Source organism: Stenotrophomonas sp. CCNWLW57 (genome assembly GCF_037203925.1).
Classification (GTDB): domain Bacteria; phylum Pseudomonadota; class Gammaproteobacteria; order Xanthomonadales; family Xanthomonadaceae; genus Stenotrophomonas; species Stenotrophomonas rhizophila_A.
The window spans coordinates 531956-545902 of the sequence record NZ_JBBCBJ010000003.1 but is presented as its reverse complement, the minus strand read 5'-3'; the positions used below and the strand labels follow the sequence as shown (position 1 = coordinate 545902).

The window sequence follows — 13947 nt, the reverse complement described above, 5'->3', positions numbered from 1 at the left end:
GGGGCTTTGCGAAACATGGATGTTTCGCAAGAGCCCCCATGGAAGGGTTCACGGCGCCCCCCGTACCCCCGCACCCGCCGGCCCTGCGCGCGAATGCAAGCAGACCAAGGCTCTGGCGTTTGACGTTGACGCTTACCGCCGATCCGCCATCAGGTTGTCGAACGTCTCGGTGTAATCCTTGAACTGCGGAACACGCGTGACCAGGTCCGGCGGGATCGGCTGCATGCCCGGCGGCACCTGGATCTTCACCGCGCGTTTGTCCGGGTCGTACGGGGCATCGGTGAGCGTGTTCTGGCGCAACACCTGAAGCTGGCCGAACATCTGCTGCAGCAGCGCGTGCTGGCTGTCGTCGAGCGGAATTTCGATCTCGTCGATCTTCATGTGGCCGTTGGGCAGCACGATGATGTTCGGCGCCGGCGCGCGGCGCACGGTGACCATGCCGTCGCTGACGGTGATCTTCGGCTTGCTGCGCTCGACGCGGTGGTTGCGGTATTCCTGGTCGCAGCCGGTGGCGGCAAGGCAGAACAGGGCCAACAGCAGGAGGTACAGCTTCTTCATGGCCGGCAGTGCATAAAAAAGGGGAGGGCTAGTGTAGCCCTCCCCCCGTGTAGCGGGCCTGCCTGCGACCGGATGTCGCAGGTGGCGACGGCTCAGTTATGGCAGTCGTCGACGTCGCTCTGGTCCATGGTGGCGTAAGGCTTGAAGGCCGGCAGCGCCGCCGCCAGCGCCTGCTGCTTGGCCATCATCGTCGGCAGCAGCTCGCACAGCTGCTTGGCGCTGGCTTCGATCTTGGCCGCTTCGGCGTTCACCTTCTCCTCGATGCCCTGCGTGTCGCCGGAGAACACCCCGCGCAGGGCTTCGCCAGCGGCCTTCACGCCCAGGCTGGCACCGGCCACGCCGATGTCCATGCCTGCGCCCGCCAGCTTTTCCACCTGCTTGCGGTAGTCCATCAGCAGCGCCCGCTGCTGGGCATCGATGGTGACCGCCTTGCCGTTGATCAGCAGGTCGCCCTGCGGGGTGATTTCGGCCTTGTCGTTCTGGTCGTTGGAAATCTTGATGTTGCCCTGGGCGATTTCCACCCGCGCCTTGTCCGTGGCGTCCTTGACCTTCTTGCCGATCGAATCGGCATCCACCACCGGCTTGCCGGTGGCCGGGTCGGTCTTGTTTGAATCCGTGTTGCTGCAGGCCGCCAACGGCAGGCACAGCAGCAGGGTGGGCAGCAGCAGTCGCATGTTCATGGTGGGGTCCCCTTATTTGCCGCGCGGCAGCTGCAGCTTGCCGCGCACGTCGCTGTGGTTGATGTCGCCGCTGCCGCTGTTGGCCACCGTCAGGTCGCCGCCCACATCGCGGACCGTCACGTCGCCCGAGCCGTGCCGCTCGACCTTGACGCTGCCGCCCACCGCGCGGGCTTCGAAATCGCCCGAACCGATGTTGCCCAGGCTGACGTTGCCCTTGACCTGGCGCAGGTCCACGTCGCCCGAACCGACCGTCTTGATATCGACATTGCCGGCGACCCCGTCCAGGGTGAGGTCGCCCGAGCCGATCGTGCCGACCGTGGCGTTGCCGCGCAGGTTGCGGGCGGTGAAATCGCCCGAGCCGATCGACAGCAGGTTCAGTGCACCGGCGCCGTCGAGCTCCACATCGCCCGAGCCGATCGCCGCCGTCACCAGCCCCTTGATGTCGCGCAGCTTGATGTCGCCCGAGCCGACATCGGCGCTGAGCGAATGCGCCCCGGTCACGCTGGCATCGCCCGAGCCGACCTTCATCTGCACCAGCACGTTGTCCGGGATGGTGCCGCGCAGGTCCAGGTAGGCGTAGTTGCTGCCGCCGGTGTTCCAGTTCAGGCCCTGGTTTTCGCGCTGCAGCTGAACCACCAGCTTGTCGCCGACCTTTTTCTGGGTCACGGTCAGCTGGCTCAACCAGTCCGCATTGGAGGCGCAGGCGCGGCCACTGAGCTGGGCTGCGCCCGGGCCGGCCTGCAGCACCAGGTCGTGCTGGTTCACCTCGAATACCACGGCTTTCGCGCCGGCGACGTCGAGCTTGAGGTCACGCGGGGCGTTGAACCGGCACTGCGGTTCATCGGCCAGTCCGGTCAGCGGCAGCAACAGCAGGGAAGCGACGACGAGCTTGCGGATCATGGGCGGGTCCTCGAAGGGGCGGGATCAGATTTCGCCAGCGCGGCGGCGCAGGCGGATGGCGATGATGATGAACGCGACACCGAAGGCAGCGCCGATCCACAGCTCGGGCAGGGCCAGCGCGGCCAGCTGGCTGGACGGCGACAGCGCCGCGGCCACGTTGTCGCTGTCGCGCATCACCGACTGCAGCTGGTCGGTGCGGTAGAACAGGTCGCTGCCCGGCAGCGTGCCCAGCAGCAGGCGGCCGACGATGTGCTGCCAGAACCAGCCGCTGGTCATGTTGAACAGATTCATGACGTGGGTGGTGCTGACGATGATGCCGGCAAACAGCGGCAGCATGACGGCCCACAGGAACGGCTTGGACTTGGCCCACGCCGACCACATCAGCAGCCAGCCCACGGTCGGCAGGGCCCACAGCAGGTACACCGGCAGCCAGGACAGGTGGCTGGCCACGAACGCCAGCGGGCTGGCCGGGCCCCAGATCAAGGTGAGCGGGTTGCCGCCATGGGCCAGCACCACCACCGAGAGGATCGCCATGAAGCCGAACATGGTCAGCACCGACGCGATCACCGCGATCACCGGGGCCACCAGCAGAGCGCTCAGCGCCTTGGACAGCACGGTCTGCGTGTCCGACAGCGGCAGCGACTTCCAGAACAGGATGCTGCGGTCGCGGCGGTCGTCGTACAGGGCACCCAGGCAGTAGAAGAACACCACGAAGGCCAGCACCACGAACGGCCATAGCGAGCTCAGTACCAGGGTGGCGTCCAGGGTGTTGCCCAGGTCGGCCATGGCCTTGGCATCCATGTGGGCGGTCAACAGCTTCAGATCCAGGCCGTTGACGTTGATGTTGGTGTTGTCGATGTGCAGGTCACCGCTCTCGGCCGCCCGGCGCAGGCCCCACAGGCCGAGCAGGATGCCGATCAGGCTCATCACCAGCGAAATGCCGCCGGCGATCAGCGGTGCCCACAGAAAACCGCCGCGGTTTTCCCAGTACTCGCGCTTGAGCAGCCACTTGAAGGTGCTGGCCTTGCTGATGGGGTGGAAGTGGACGGTGTTCATGCGTAGGTTCCCTTCATGATGGCCACGAACAGATCCGCCAGCCCCGGGCTGCGGATTTCGCCAAGCGGCGTGAGCTGGGCGCGCGGCACCCCGTCGAACAGCAGCACGGTCTTGCCGAACGGCAGGCTGCGCTCGTCGATCGGCTTCAGCGCACGCGCCGCTTCCAGCGTTTCGGCCGACACCAGCACTTCGGTGTAGCGCTCGCCGACGTCTTCCATGTCGGTGGTGAGCACGATGCGGCCGTCGCGGATGAACATCACGTCGGTGAGGATGTGTTCGATCTCTTCCACCTGGTGGGTGGTCACGATGATCGTCTTCTGCTCGTCGAAATAGTCTTCCAGCAGGCGCTGGTAGAACTCCTTGCGGTACAGGATGTCCAGGCCCAGGGTGGGCTCGTCCAGCACCAGCACCTTGGCGTCGATGGCCATCACCAGCGCCAGGTGCAGCTGCACGATCATGCCCTTGGACAGTTCACGTACGCGCTGGCGCGGCTGCAGCTTGGTGGAGGCCAGGAAGCGTTCGCAGCGGGCACGATCGAAGCGCGGGTGGACCCCGGCGACGAAATCGATCGCCTCGCGCACCTTCATCCAGCGCGGCAGCACCGCCACGTCGGCGATGAAGCACACATCATTCATCAGCGCGTTGCGCTGCACGGTCGGGTCCAGGCCCAGCACGCTCAGCTCGCCCTCGACCTGGGTCAGGCCCAGCAGCGCCTTGAGCAGGGTGGTCTTGCCCGCGCCGTTGGGGCCGATCAGGCCGGTGATCCGGCCCGGGGCGATGGTGAAGCTGGTGTTGTCCAGCGCGAGCGTGGATTTGTAGGCCTTGCGCAGGCCACGAGCGGAAATGACGACATCACTAGCAACGGCATTCATGAGGATTTCCCCTGGGGCAGCAATTCGTCGAGGCGGAGGCCCAGGCGCTGGATGCGCTCCAGGACCAGCGGCCATTCTTCATTGAGGAACCGGTCGCGCTCGCTGCTGCGCAGCTGCGTGGCCGCTTCTTCGGTCATGAACATGCCCAGGCCGCGGCGCTTCTCGACCAGGCCTTCATCGGCCAGTTCCTGGTAGGCGCGCGAAACGGTGATGGGATTGAGCTGGTACTCGGCGGCCACCTGTCGAACCGAAGGCAGCGCGTCGCCGGGCTTGATGATGCTGTCGAGCATCATGGCAATCACGCGTTCTTTCAGCTGACGGTAGATCGGAGCGCCATCGCTCCATTGGATATCGCTCATGGTCAGCTCCGTGGGTTCAGCGACTGTGCGAATGAGAAGTAAGGCATGGACAGGGAGCTGTGCAGCCGGCGGGGAGGCGTGGGGGCGCCGTCGGCGTTCCCTGCCTGGATGACGCCTGCGTCCTGCGGGCTTTCAAACGCACCGGTGGCGGTCTCGCTGCCACGGTCACCGGCAGGGATGCTGAACCAGCCCAGCAACAGCAGCGCGGAGGCGGCTGTCAGGGCTTTGGCGGAGTGGTGGCGCATGCGGTTCATGGGCTTCCCCTGCATCAGGTGACTGGTGTTGTATGCAACTATAACACCGGCACAGCCAAGTGCAATACCCGACACACCCCAACTGATGGCAGGGGCATGACGATGGCGGCGCGATCGCGTTAACGCATTGATTATCAAGCGATTGATGGTGCCGCGGTGCGCCGGGATCAGTCTGCGGGTATTCAGCCGCGTGACGACCATGTGCGTCAACCGCGCACTGAAACCCCCGGTGATATAGTCCGCCTTCCCCTGCAGGACAGGGTTTTCCAGCCTCTTTACCGGAGTTTCCAATGCCCCAGTCCCACCGCGCGACTTCCCCGTTCCACGCCACCCGGGCGCGCGCCCGCCGCTGGGGCAGTGGGCTGCTGCTGGTCGGGATGCTGGGCGCCGGGTCCGCCCAGGCCGCGGATCTGCTTGACCTCAACTACCGGCCGCTGGCCGGCAAGACCGAGGTGAACCTGGAAAAGCAGTACGGCGGCAAGGTGCTGCTGGTGGTCAATACCGCCAGCAAATGCGGCTTCACCCCGCAGTACGAGGCGCTGGAAGGGCTGCAGACCCGATACGCCGCGCGCGGCTTCTCGGTGCTGGGCTTCCCGTCCAATGATTTCAAGGGCCAGGAGCCGGGCAGCGAGAAGGAGATCCAGGAGTTCTGCACGCTTACCTATGGCGTAAAGTTCCCGATGTTCCAGAAAGTGCAGGTCACCGGCACCGACGCCACGCCGCTGTACCAGCGCCTGACCGCCGCCACCGGCGTTGCGCCCGGCTGGAACTTCCACAAATACCTGCTGTCGCGCGATGGTCGGGTGGTGGCGCAGTTCTCCAGCAAGGTCAAGCCCGACGACAAGCAACTGGTGGCGGCAATCGAACGTGAGCTGTCCGTTGCGCCTGCAAAGCGCTGACATCCTCGACATCTCGCACGTGCGTGCGACAATGATCGCTTTCGCGCCGACGTCGGCGTCCAGTCACTTCCAGGAAAGCAGCAAATGAAGATGGGAATGCGCGGCGCTGCGGCGTCGGTTCTGATTCTGGCGATGGGTGCCACCGGTACCGTGATGTCGCAACAACCGGCCGCAGGCGCGGCCGCCAAGGAGACTTCTGCTTTGACCTCCCAGCGTGAAAAAGTCGGCTACGCCATTGGTATGGACGTGGCCAAGTCCTTCGAGCCCATTGCCGACCAGATCGACATCGCGGCCCTGCGTCGTGCGGTGAGCAATGCCTTCGAAGGCAAGCAGCCGCTGATCACCCAGGAAGAAGCCCAGAAGACCGACCAGTCGCTGCGCATGGCCATGGCCGTCAAGGCTGGCCAGCCGGTTCCGGGCATGGCCCCGGGCACCCCCGCGCCGAAGGTGGATCGTGAGAAGGTAGGCCTGATGCTCGGCAGCTATGCCGTGGGCCCGTCGCTGGCGCCGCTGAAGGACCAGGTCGACCTGGACGCGCTGTTCGACGCCGTGCAGACCGCGTTTGCCAAGGGCACCCCGAAGATGACCGCCGAACAGGCCCAGGCCACGATGGAAGGCTTCATGGCCGCCCAGCAGGCGGAAATGCAGGCCAAGGCCGCCGCCCAGGGCGAGACCAACCGCCGCGCCGGCAATGACTTCATGGCCAAGAACAAGACCGTGCCGGGCGTGGTCACCACCGCGTCGGGCCTGCAGTACCAGGTGATCCGTCCCGGTTCGGGCGAGCGCCCGCTCCCCACCAGCAAGGTCAAGGTGCATTACGAAGGCAAGCTGCTCGACGGCACCGTCTTCGACAGCAGCATCCAGCGTGGCCAGCCGATCGAGTTCGGCCTGGACCAGGTGGTCAAGGGCTGGTCGGAAGGCGTGCAGCTGATGCCGGTCGGCGCCAAGTACCGCTTCTGGATCCCGGGCGAGCTGGCCTATGGCGAGCAGGGCACCCCGGGCGGTCCGATCGGTCCGAACGCGACGCTGACCTTCGACGTCGAACTGCTGGGCATTGCTCCGTAAAACGGAACTGGAGTCAATACGGACATGCGCGTCTCAATCTTCGGTACCGGCTACGTCGGTCTGGTCACGGGTACCTGCCTGGCCGATGTCGGCCACCAGGTGGTCTGCGTCGATATCGACCAGGCCAAGGTGGATGGCCTCAACCGCGGCGTCATCCCGATCTATGAGCCGGGCCTGGAGCCGATGGTCAAGGCCAACCATGCCGCGTTGCGGCTGGCCTTCACCACCGACGCCGAGGCGGCGATCGCGCATGGCCAGGTGATCTTCATTGCCGTGGGCACGCCACCGGACGAGGACGGCAGCGCCGACCTGCAGTACGTGCTGGCCGTGGCCCGCACCATCGGCCGGCACATGCGTGTGCCCACCGTGGTGGTGAACAAGTCGACCGTGCCGGTAGGCACGGCCGACAAGGTCCGTGCCGCCATCGCCCAAGCGCTGGCCGAGCGTGGCGAGGAGATCGCCTTCGACGTGGTCTCCAACCCCGAATTCCTCAAGGAAGGCGACGCCGTGGCCGACTGCATGCGGCCGGACCGCATCGTGATCGGCGCGGCCAATGCCGAGTCGGTGGCGCTGATGCGCCGCCTGTACGCACCGTTCAACCGCAACCACGACCGCGTGGTGGAGATGGACGTGCGCTCGGCCGAGCTGACCAAGTACGCCGCCAACGCCATGCTGGCGACCAAGATTTCGTTCATGAACGAAATCGCCAATATCGCTGAGAAAGTCGGTGCCGATGTCGAACAGGTCCGCCAGGGCATCGGCTCGGACCCGCGCATCGGTTGGCACTTCATCTACCCGGGCGCCGGTTACGGCGGCTCGTGTTTCCCCAAGGACGTGCAGGCGCTGGCCCGCACCGCGCAGCAGTACGGGCACGAGCCCAAGCTGCTCAATGCGGTGGAAGCGGTCAACGATGCGCAGAAGGGGCACCTGTTCCAGCTGATCCAGCGCCATTATGACCGTGGCGAGGATGAGGGCGTGCGCGGCCGCACCTTCGCGGTGTGGGGCCTGGCCTTCAAGCCGAACACCGATGACATGCGCGAAGCCTCCAGCCGCCGCCTGCTGGCACAGCTGTGGGAGGGCGGTGCCACCGTCCGCGCGTACGACCCGGAAGCCACCGATGAGGCCCGCCGCATATTCGGCGAGCGCGACGACCTGGTGTTCTGCGACAGCGCCAATGACGCACTGGACGGCGCCGATGCGCTGGTGGTGGTCACCGAATGGAAGCAGTTCCGCAGCCCGGATTTCGCCCACCTGCGTGAAACGCTGAAAGACGCCGTCGTGTTCGACGGTCGCAACCTGTACGACCCGCAGGAGATCGAAGCCGCGGGCCTGGCCTATTACGGCATTGGCCGGGGACGTTCGCTGCATGCATGATTCCACTCCCACCGCGCGTGAGCAGGCGCTGGAAGCGCGCCTGGTCGAACTTGAAATGCGGGTGTCCTTCCAGGAACAGGCCTTGGCCGAGCTGAGCGAAGCCCTGGCCGATGCCCGCATCGAGGGCAGCCGCAACGCGGACCTGACCCGCCTGCTGCTGGAGGACCTGGGCAAGGTCCGCAACGCGCTGTATTCCGATTCGGGCGAAGAACCGCCGCCCCCGCACTACTGATCGATCCAACGTCATGAGCGATACCCTCCGCGACCAGCTGCTGGGCCTTGGCTTCAAAGCCGCGCCCAAGCCCGAACGCAAGCCCGACGCCCGCCGCGATGGCCGGCCCTCCAACGCGCCGCAGGGTGCCCGACCGCAGGCCAAGGCCGGTGAGGGCGCCCGTGGGCCGCGCGAGGGCCAGCGCCCGCCGCGCGAGGGCGATGCGCGTCGCGGTCCCCAAGGCAAAGGCCGCCCCAGCGGCAACGCACGTCCCGGCCAAGGCCAGAACCCCGGCCAGGGCAAGCCGCGCTCGCGCGAGGACATCGACCTGGCCAAGGCCTACGCGATCCGCGCGCAGAAGGAAAAAGACGACCGCATCGAAGCCGAGCGGCTGAAGCAGGAAGAGGCGCGCGTGCGCCGCGAAGCCAAGGTCAAGCTCGACGAGCTGCTCAAGGACAAGGCGCTCAACGATGAAGCCGCCGACATCGCGCGGCACTTCCCGTACGGCGGCAAGATCAAGCGGATCTATGTCACCGCCGAGCAGCTGCGCCAGCTCAACGCCGGCGAACTGGGCGTGCTGCAGAGCACCGGCCGCTACCTGCTGGTAACCGCAGCGGTGCTGGACGAAGCCGAAGCGATCTTCGCCCCGGCCGTGGCACTGCGCGTGGACCCCAACGCCCCGGCCGAAGACGACCCGTACGCCGATCCGGCCTACCAGGTGCCCGACGACCTGGTCTGGTAAAACGGGTACGAAGCCTATCGCCGGTCTGTCGTGTTCCCTCGCCGCAACAGCGGCAGGCTGATCGCGAAGAAGCACAGGAGTGCACCGGCGAATGCAAACCCCGCGCCGGCCAGGAACGCGGTGCGGCCCTGGTCGATGTTCCACAGCTGGCCGGCGATCAACGCGCCGAGCACGCCGCCGACGCCTGACGAGAAGCCATACAGCAGCCCCTGGCCGTGCCCGTTGAGCCGGCCCGGGAAGTAGGTCGCCAGCATCTGCATGGCCGCCGCGAAGAAGGCCGCAAATCCCAGCGCATGCGCGGTCTGCGCCACCAGCATCACCCCCAGGTGGTCCGGGAACAGTGCGGTGACGGTCCAGCGCAGGGTGGAGCTGACCAGGGCGATCAGCAGCATCCAGCTGGCGTCATAGCGGCGGAAGAAGCGGCCGATGGTGAAGAACACGCCGACCTCGAACACCACGCCGATCGTCCACAGCAGCCCCAGCGTGGAGGTCGCATAGCCGTGGTGATCCATGTAGACCGAAAAGAACGTGTAGTACGGCCCGAACGACAGCTGCTCCATGAACGCGGCCAGGAAGAACGCCAGCACCTGCGGTTTGCGCACGATCTGCCAGAAGCCGCTGGCATCGCCATCCGCGCGATGGAAATCGCGCGCGTAGTAGTTGGCAAACGCCGAGCCCACCAGCAACGCGAACAGCGGCAACATCAGCCACGGCAGCAGGTACGCCTTCCCAGCTCCGCCGCTGCCTTCGATCAGCCAGCCAAAGCCCATCACCACCGCGATGAAGCCCAGCGAGCCCCACACCCGGATCAGCCCGTAGCGGTGGCTGTCGTTGCCCAGGTGGGTGAGGGTGATCGATTCGAACTGCGGCATCACCGCGTTGTAGAAGAAGCAGAACACCACCATGGCCGGGTACATCCACGGCAGTGGCAGCGGCAGCAGGAACGCGCAGAAGGTGAGCAGGGTCAGCACGCTGCCCACGCGCAGCCAGCGGATCGGGTGCCGCGAGGCGGCGGCAATCGAGGTCCACGTCGTGGGTGCCACGATGCGGGTGGCGTACCAGATCCCCATCATCACGCTGATCGCGGTCACGCTCATCCCGCGCGCGGTCAGGAACAGCGACCAGTACGGGGTGAATGCGCCGAGCGCCGCGTAGTAGAACAGGTAGTAGCTGGAGAGGCGGGCGACCGGAACCGCGTTCATTCCGGATCGTAATCCAGGTTGGAGGCCAGCCAGCGTTCGACCTGCGCGCGCTCCACGCCCTTGCGTTTGGCGTAATCGCTGACCTGCTCGCGGGTGACCCGGCCGACCACGAAATACTGGCTCTGCGGGTGGCTGAAGTAATAGCCGGACACCGCCGCGGTGGGCAGCATCGCAAAGCTCTCGGTCAGCTGCATGTCCGCGTTGTTTTCCGCATCGAGCAGGCGGAACAGCGTGGCTTTCTCGCTGTGCTCGGGGCAGGCGGGGTAGCCCGGCGCCGGGCGGATGCCGCTGTACTGCTCGGCAATCAACGCATCGTTGTCCAGTGCCTCGTCCGGCTGGTAGCCCCAGTAATCGGTGCGCACATGCTGGTGCAGGCGCTCGGCCAGGGCTTCGGCCAGGCGGTCGGCCAGCGCCTTGAGCAGGATCGCGTTGTAGTCGTCATGGTCGGCCTCGAAGCGGGCCACGTGCGGGTCGATCCCGATCCCGGCGGTGACCGCGAACGCGCCGATCCAGTCCTGGCGGCCGCTGTCGGCCGGCGCGATGAAATCGGCCAGGCAGAAGTCCGGGCGCTCCACCGGCTTGTCCACCTGCTGGCGCAGGAAGTGCAGTACGGCCGGGCCCTGCCCGGTGCTCAGGTGCACATCGTCGCCCACGCTGTTGGCCGGCCACAGCCCGAACACCGCCTTGGCGGTCAGCCAACGCTCGTCGACGATGCGCTTGAGCATCGCGCGCGCATCGCGGTACAGCTCGCTGGCCTGGGTGCCCACGATCTCGTCGGTGAGGATGGCCGGGTACTTGCCGGCCAGTTCCCAGGCCTGGAAGAACGGGGTCCAGTCGATCACCCCGACCAGGTCGGCCAGCGGGTAGTCATCCAGCACGTGCAGGCCCGGCTTGCGCGGGGCCGGCGGCTGGTACTGCGCCCAGTTGCCGTCGAAACGCTGCGCGCGGGCCTTGGCCAGGGTCACCAGGCGTTTGGCATCGCCGCGGTTGCGGTGGCGCTGGCGGATGTCGGCGTAGTCGGCCTCGTTGGCGGCCACGAAGGCCTCGCGCAGTTCGCTGGAGATCAGCGACTGGGCCACGCCCACCGCCCGCGAGGCATCCTTCACCCACACCGTGGGCGCCTTGTAATGCGGGTCGATCTTCAGCGCGGTGTGCGCGCGCGACGTGGTGGCGCCGCCGATCATCAAGGGCAGGGTGAAGCCCTGCCGTTCCATCTCGCGGGCCACGTGGCTCATTTCTTCCAGCGACGGGGTGATCAACCCGGACAGGCCGATGATGTCGGCGTTCTCGGCGCGGGCCGCGTCCAGGATCTTCTGCGCCGGCACCATCACGCCGAGGTCGATCACCTCGAAGTTGTTGCACGCGAGCACCACGCCGACGATGTTCTTGCCGATGTCATGCACATCACCCTTCACCGTGGCCATGATGATCTTGCCGTTGCTCTTGGCGGTATCGCCGCTGCGTGCCTTCTCGGCTTCGATGAAGGGCAGCAGGTAGGCCACCGCCTTCTTCATCACGCGCGCGGACTTGACCACCTGCGGCAGGAACATCTTGCCGGCGCCGAACAGGTCGCCGACCACGTTCATGCCGTCCATCAACGGGCCTTCGATCACGTCCAGCGGGCGGCTGGAACGGATCCGCGCTTCCTCGGTATCGGCTTCGACCCAGGCATCCAGGCCGTGCACCAGCGCATGCGCCAGGCGCGCGTCGATCGGCTTTTCGCGCCAGGCCAGGTCTTCGCCCTTGATCTCGCCCTTCCTGCCCTTGTAGCGCTCGGCGATCTCGAGCAGGCGCTCGGTGCCATCCGGACGGCGGTTGAGGATCACGTCCTCCACGCGCTCGCGCAGTTCGGCATCCAGGTCGTCGTAGATCGGCATTGCGCCGGCGTTGACGATGCCCATGTCCATGCCCGCCGCGATGGCGTGGTACAGGAACACCGCGTGGATGGCCTGGCGCACCGTTTCGTTGCCACGGAACGAGAACGACACGTTGGACACGCCACCGGACACATGGCAGTGCGGCAGTGTGCGCTTGATGATGCGGGTGGCTTCGATGAAGTCCACCGCGTAGTTGTCGTGCTCTTCGATGCCGGTGGCCACGGCGAAGATGTTCGGGTCGAAGATGATGTCCTGCGGCGGGAAGCCGACCTGGTCGACCAGGATCCGGTAGGCACGGGTGCAGATTTCCACCTTGCGCGCGCAGGTATCGGCCTGGCCCTGCTCGTCGAAGGCCATCACCACCGCGGCCGCACCGTAGCGCAGCACCTTGCGCGCGTGCTCGATGAACTGCGCTTCGCCTTCCTTGAGCGAGATCGAATTGACCACGCTCTTGCCCTGCAGGCACTTCAGCCCGGCTTCGATCACGCTCCACTTGGACGAATCGACCATCACCGGGATGCGCGCGATATCCGGCTCGGACATGATCAGGTTGAGATAGCGGGTCATCGCTTTCTCGGAATCGATCAGGCCCTCGTCCATGTTGACATCCAGGATCTGCGCGCCGCTGGCGACCTGCTGGCGGGCCACTTCCACCGCTTCTTCGTAGCGTTCTTCCTTGACCAGCTTGCGGAACTGCGCGCTGCCGGTGACGTTGGTGCGCTCGCCGATGTTGACGAACAACAGGTCCGGGGTGATGACCAGCGGTTCCAGCCCGGACAGCCGGGTGTTGCGGGTAGGGGCGTTCATGCCGCCTGCTCCTGCGCGCCGGGCAGTGCGCGCGGCCGCAGGCCGGCCACGGCCTGGGCGATGGCACGGATGTGGTCGGGGGTGGAGCCGCAGCAGCCACCCACCAGGTTGAGCAGGCCGTCCTCGGCGAAACCGCGCAGGGTGGCGGCCATTTCGTCCGGGGTCTCGTCGTACTCACCGAAGGCGTTGGGCAGCCCGGCGTTGGGATGGGCGCTGACGTAACAGTCGGCCACCTGGCCCAGGGTTTCCACGTGCGGTCGCATCGCGTCGGCGCCGAGCGCGCAGTTCAGGCCGATCGACAGAGGGCGAGCGTGGGCGAGCGACGCATGGAAGGCATCGGCGGTCTGGCCCGAGAGGGTGCGCCCGGAGGCATCGGTGATGGTGCCGGAGATCATGATCGGCAGGCGCGCGCCGCGCGCATCGAAGGCTTCTTCGATGGCGAACAGCGCGGCCTTGGCATTGAGCGTGTCGAAGATGGTTTCCACCATCAGGGTGTCGGCGCCGCCGTCGATCAGGCCGTCGATGGCCTCGCGGTAGGTCTCGCGCAGCGCATCGAAGCTGGTGTTGCGGAAACCGGGATCGTTCACGTCGGGGCTGATCGAGGCGGTGCGGCTGGTCGGCCCCAGCACACCGATGACGAAACGCGGTTTATCCGGGGTGTTGGCCTCGACCGCATCGCAGCAGGCGCGCGCGACGGCAGCGCCGGCCTTGTTCAACTCGTACACCAGGTGTTCCAGGTGGTAATCGGCCTGGCTTACCGAGGTGGCATTGAACGTGTTGGTTTCGACCAGGTCAGCACCGGCTTTCAGGTAGGCGGTGTGGATGCCGGCAATGACCTCGGGGCGGGTCAGCAGCAGCAGGTCGTTGTTGCCCTTGAGGTCGTGGCCTTCCGGCGTGCCGTGGTCGCAGCCGGCGCCGTGCTGGTGGTCGAAGCCACCGGCGAAGCGTTCCCCGCGGTAATCGCCTTCCTCCAGCCCGTGCCGCTGGATCATGGTGCCCATCGCACCGTCGATGATCAGGATGCGCTGGGCCAGCGCGTCTTCAAGGGCGCGGACACGATCGGGGTGCAGCCAGGGCAGGGACATCGCGTG

Annotated in this window: 15 protein-coding genes; 5 read left to right on the top strand and 10 right to left on the bottom strand. The window is 66.3% G+C overall.

Going from position 1 to position 13947, the window contains the following annotated elements; translation table 11 throughout:
* Nucleotides 1-132: 132 nt before the first annotated feature.
* From V9K91_RS10370 to V9K91_RS10340, 7 genes are all read right to left on the bottom strand, one after another.
* The gene (locus V9K91_RS10370) at nt 133-558 is read right to left on the bottom strand and encodes a hypothetical protein (protein ID WP_093532526.1); all 426 of its coding nucleotides are present in this window, start codon (nt 556-558) and stop codon (nt 133-135) included.
* A gap of 92 nt (nt 559-650) precedes the next feature.
* A complete protein-coding gene (locus tag V9K91_RS10365; RefSeq protein ID WP_249832766.1) occupies nt 651-1238 on the bottom strand; it encodes a DUF2884 family protein in 588 nt (195 codons plus the stop codon).
* Nucleotides 1239-1250: 12 nt separating this feature from the next.
* Nucleotides 1251-2138, bottom strand: coding sequence for a DUF4097 family beta strand repeat-containing protein (locus V9K91_RS10360; RefSeq protein ID WP_095362752.1), 888 nt, complete (start codon nt 2136-2138; stop codon nt 1251-1253).
* A gap of 24 nt (nt 2139-2162) precedes the next feature.
* The gene (locus tag V9K91_RS10355) at nt 2163-3194 is read right to left on the bottom strand and encodes a hypothetical protein (RefSeq protein ID WP_095362751.1); all 1032 of its coding nucleotides are present in this window, start codon (nt 3192-3194) and stop codon (nt 2163-2165) included.
* Complete coding sequence (locus V9K91_RS10350) at nt 3191-4066, bottom strand: ABC transporter ATP-binding protein (RefSeq protein ID WP_093532528.1); 876 nt, start codon at nt 4064-4066, stop codon at nt 3191-3193. The genes V9K91_RS10355 and V9K91_RS10350 overlap by 4 nt, the downstream gene beginning before the upstream one ends.
* Nucleotides 4063-4425: a GntR family transcriptional regulator gene (locus tag V9K91_RS10345; protein ID WP_068852958.1), complete on the bottom strand. Its 363-nt coding sequence runs from the start codon at nt 4423-4425 to the stop codon at nt 4063-4065. The genes V9K91_RS10350 and V9K91_RS10345 overlap by 4 nt, the downstream gene beginning before the upstream one ends.
* Before the next feature lie 2 nt (nt 4426-4427).
* Nucleotides 4428-4970 carry a hypothetical protein gene (locus V9K91_RS10340; protein ID WP_249832763.1) on the bottom strand — a complete coding sequence of 181 codons (543 nt, stop codon included), beginning with the start codon at nt 4968-4970 and terminating at the stop codon, nt 4428-4430.
* Between the two features lie 86 nt (nt 4971-5056).
* On the opposite strand from V9K91_RS10340, the gene V9K91_RS10335 reads away from it, so the two are divergent.
* The 5 genes from V9K91_RS10335 to V9K91_RS10315 all read left to right on the top strand — a co-directional run bounded on the left by V9K91_RS10335 (nt 5057) and on the right by V9K91_RS10315 (nt 8970).
* Nucleotides 5057-5578, top strand: a complete 522-nt coding sequence (locus tag V9K91_RS10335) for a glutathione peroxidase (protein ID WP_095362877.1) — start codon at nt 5057-5059, stop codon at nt 5576-5578.
* A gap of 84 nt (nt 5579-5662) precedes the next feature.
* Nucleotides 5663-6643, top strand: a complete 981-nt coding sequence (locus V9K91_RS10330) for an FKBP-type peptidyl-prolyl cis-trans isomerase (RefSeq protein ID WP_095362750.1) — start codon at nt 5663-5665, stop codon at nt 6641-6643.
* Between the two features lie 24 nt (nt 6644-6667).
* Entirely contained in the window at nt 6668-8017 is a 1350-nt protein-coding gene (locus V9K91_RS10325; RefSeq protein WP_095362749.1) for a UDP-glucose/GDP-mannose dehydrogenase family protein, read from the top strand.
* Nucleotides 8010-8249: a SlyX family protein gene (locus V9K91_RS10320; RefSeq protein WP_068852947.1), complete on the top strand. Its 240-nt coding sequence runs from the start codon at nt 8010-8012 to the stop codon at nt 8247-8249. Before V9K91_RS10325 ends, V9K91_RS10320 begins: the two co-directional genes overlap by 8 nt.
* A gap of 13 nt (nt 8250-8262) precedes the next feature.
* Nucleotides 8263-8970 (top strand): DUF2058 family protein, encoded by a 708-nt coding sequence (locus tag V9K91_RS10315; protein WP_095362748.1) that lies wholly within the window; start codon nt 8263-8265, stop codon nt 8968-8970.
* 14 nt (nt 8971-8984) lie between these two features.
* Here the strand turns inward: V9K91_RS10315 and V9K91_RS10310 are convergent, their stop codons facing one another.
* From V9K91_RS10310 to V9K91_RS10300, 3 genes are read right to left on the bottom strand one after another with little or no spacing between them, the layout of a single operon-like run.
* On the bottom strand, nt 8985-10172 hold the full coding sequence (locus V9K91_RS10310) for an MFS transporter (RefSeq protein ID WP_095362747.1): 1188 nt from the start codon (nt 10170-10172) through the stop codon (nt 8985-8987).
* Complete coding sequence (gene metH, locus V9K91_RS10305; RefSeq protein WP_095362746.1) at nt 10169-12856, bottom strand: methionine synthase; 2688 nt, start codon at nt 12854-12856, stop codon at nt 10169-10171. Before metH ends, V9K91_RS10310 begins: the two co-directional genes overlap by 4 nt.
* The gene (locus tag V9K91_RS10300) at nt 12853-13941 is read right to left on the bottom strand and encodes a homocysteine S-methyltransferase family protein (RefSeq protein ID WP_095362745.1); all 1089 of its coding nucleotides are present in this window, start codon (nt 13939-13941) and stop codon (nt 12853-12855) included. The genes metH and V9K91_RS10300 overlap by 4 nt, the downstream gene beginning before the upstream one ends.
* Nucleotides 13942-13947 lie beyond the last annotated feature (6 nt).

Coding starts and splice junctions, on each gene's coding strand:
- V9K91_RS10315 (WP_095362748.1), top strand. CDS start 8,263: ATGAGCGATACCCTCCGCGACCAGCTGCTGGGCCTTGGCTTCAAAGCC.
- V9K91_RS10355 (WP_095362751.1), bottom strand. CDS start 3,194: ATGAACACCGTCCACTTCCACCCCATCAGCAAGGCCAGCACCTTCAAG.
- V9K91_RS10360 (WP_095362752.1), bottom strand. CDS start 2,138: ATGATCCGCAAGCTCGTCGTCGCTTCCCTGCTGTTGCTGCCGCTGACC.
- V9K91_RS10310 (WP_095362747.1), bottom strand. CDS start 10,172: ATGAACGCGGTTCCGGTCGCCCGCCTCTCCAGCTACTACCTGTTCTAC.
- V9K91_RS10325 (WP_095362749.1), top strand. CDS start 6,668: ATGCGCGTCTCAATCTTCGGTACCGGCTACGTCGGTCTGGTCACGGGT.
- V9K91_RS10335 (WP_095362877.1), top strand. CDS start 5,057: ATGCTGGGCGCCGGGTCCGCCCAGGCCGCGGATCTGCTTGACCTCAAC.
- V9K91_RS10330 (WP_095362750.1), top strand. CDS start 5,663: ATGAAGATGGGAATGCGCGGCGCTGCGGCGTCGGTTCTGATTCTGGCG.
- V9K91_RS10365 (WP_249832766.1), bottom strand. CDS start 1,238: ATGAACATGCGACTGCTGCTGCCCACCCTGCTGCTGTGCCTGCCGTTG.
- V9K91_RS10320 (WP_068852947.1), top strand. CDS start 8,010: ATGCATGATTCCACTCCCACCGCGCGTGAGCAGGCGCTGGAAGCGCGC.
- V9K91_RS10300 (WP_095362745.1), bottom strand. CDS start 13,941: ATGTCCCTGCCCTGGCTGCACCCCGATCGTGTCCGCGCCCTTGAAGAC.
- V9K91_RS10370 (WP_093532526.1), bottom strand. CDS start 558: ATGAAGAAGCTGTACCTCCTGCTGTTGGCCCTGTTCTGCCTTGCCGCC.
- metH (WP_095362746.1), bottom strand. CDS start 12,856: ATGAACGCCCCTACCCGCAACACCCGGCTGTCCGGGCTGGAACCGCTG.
- V9K91_RS10350 (WP_093532528.1), bottom strand. CDS start 4,066: ATGAATGCCGTTGCTAGTGATGTCGTCATTTCCGCTCGTGGCCTGCGC.
- V9K91_RS10345 (WP_068852958.1), bottom strand. CDS start 4,425: ATGAGCGATATCCAATGGAGCGATGGCGCTCCGATCTACCGTCAGCTG.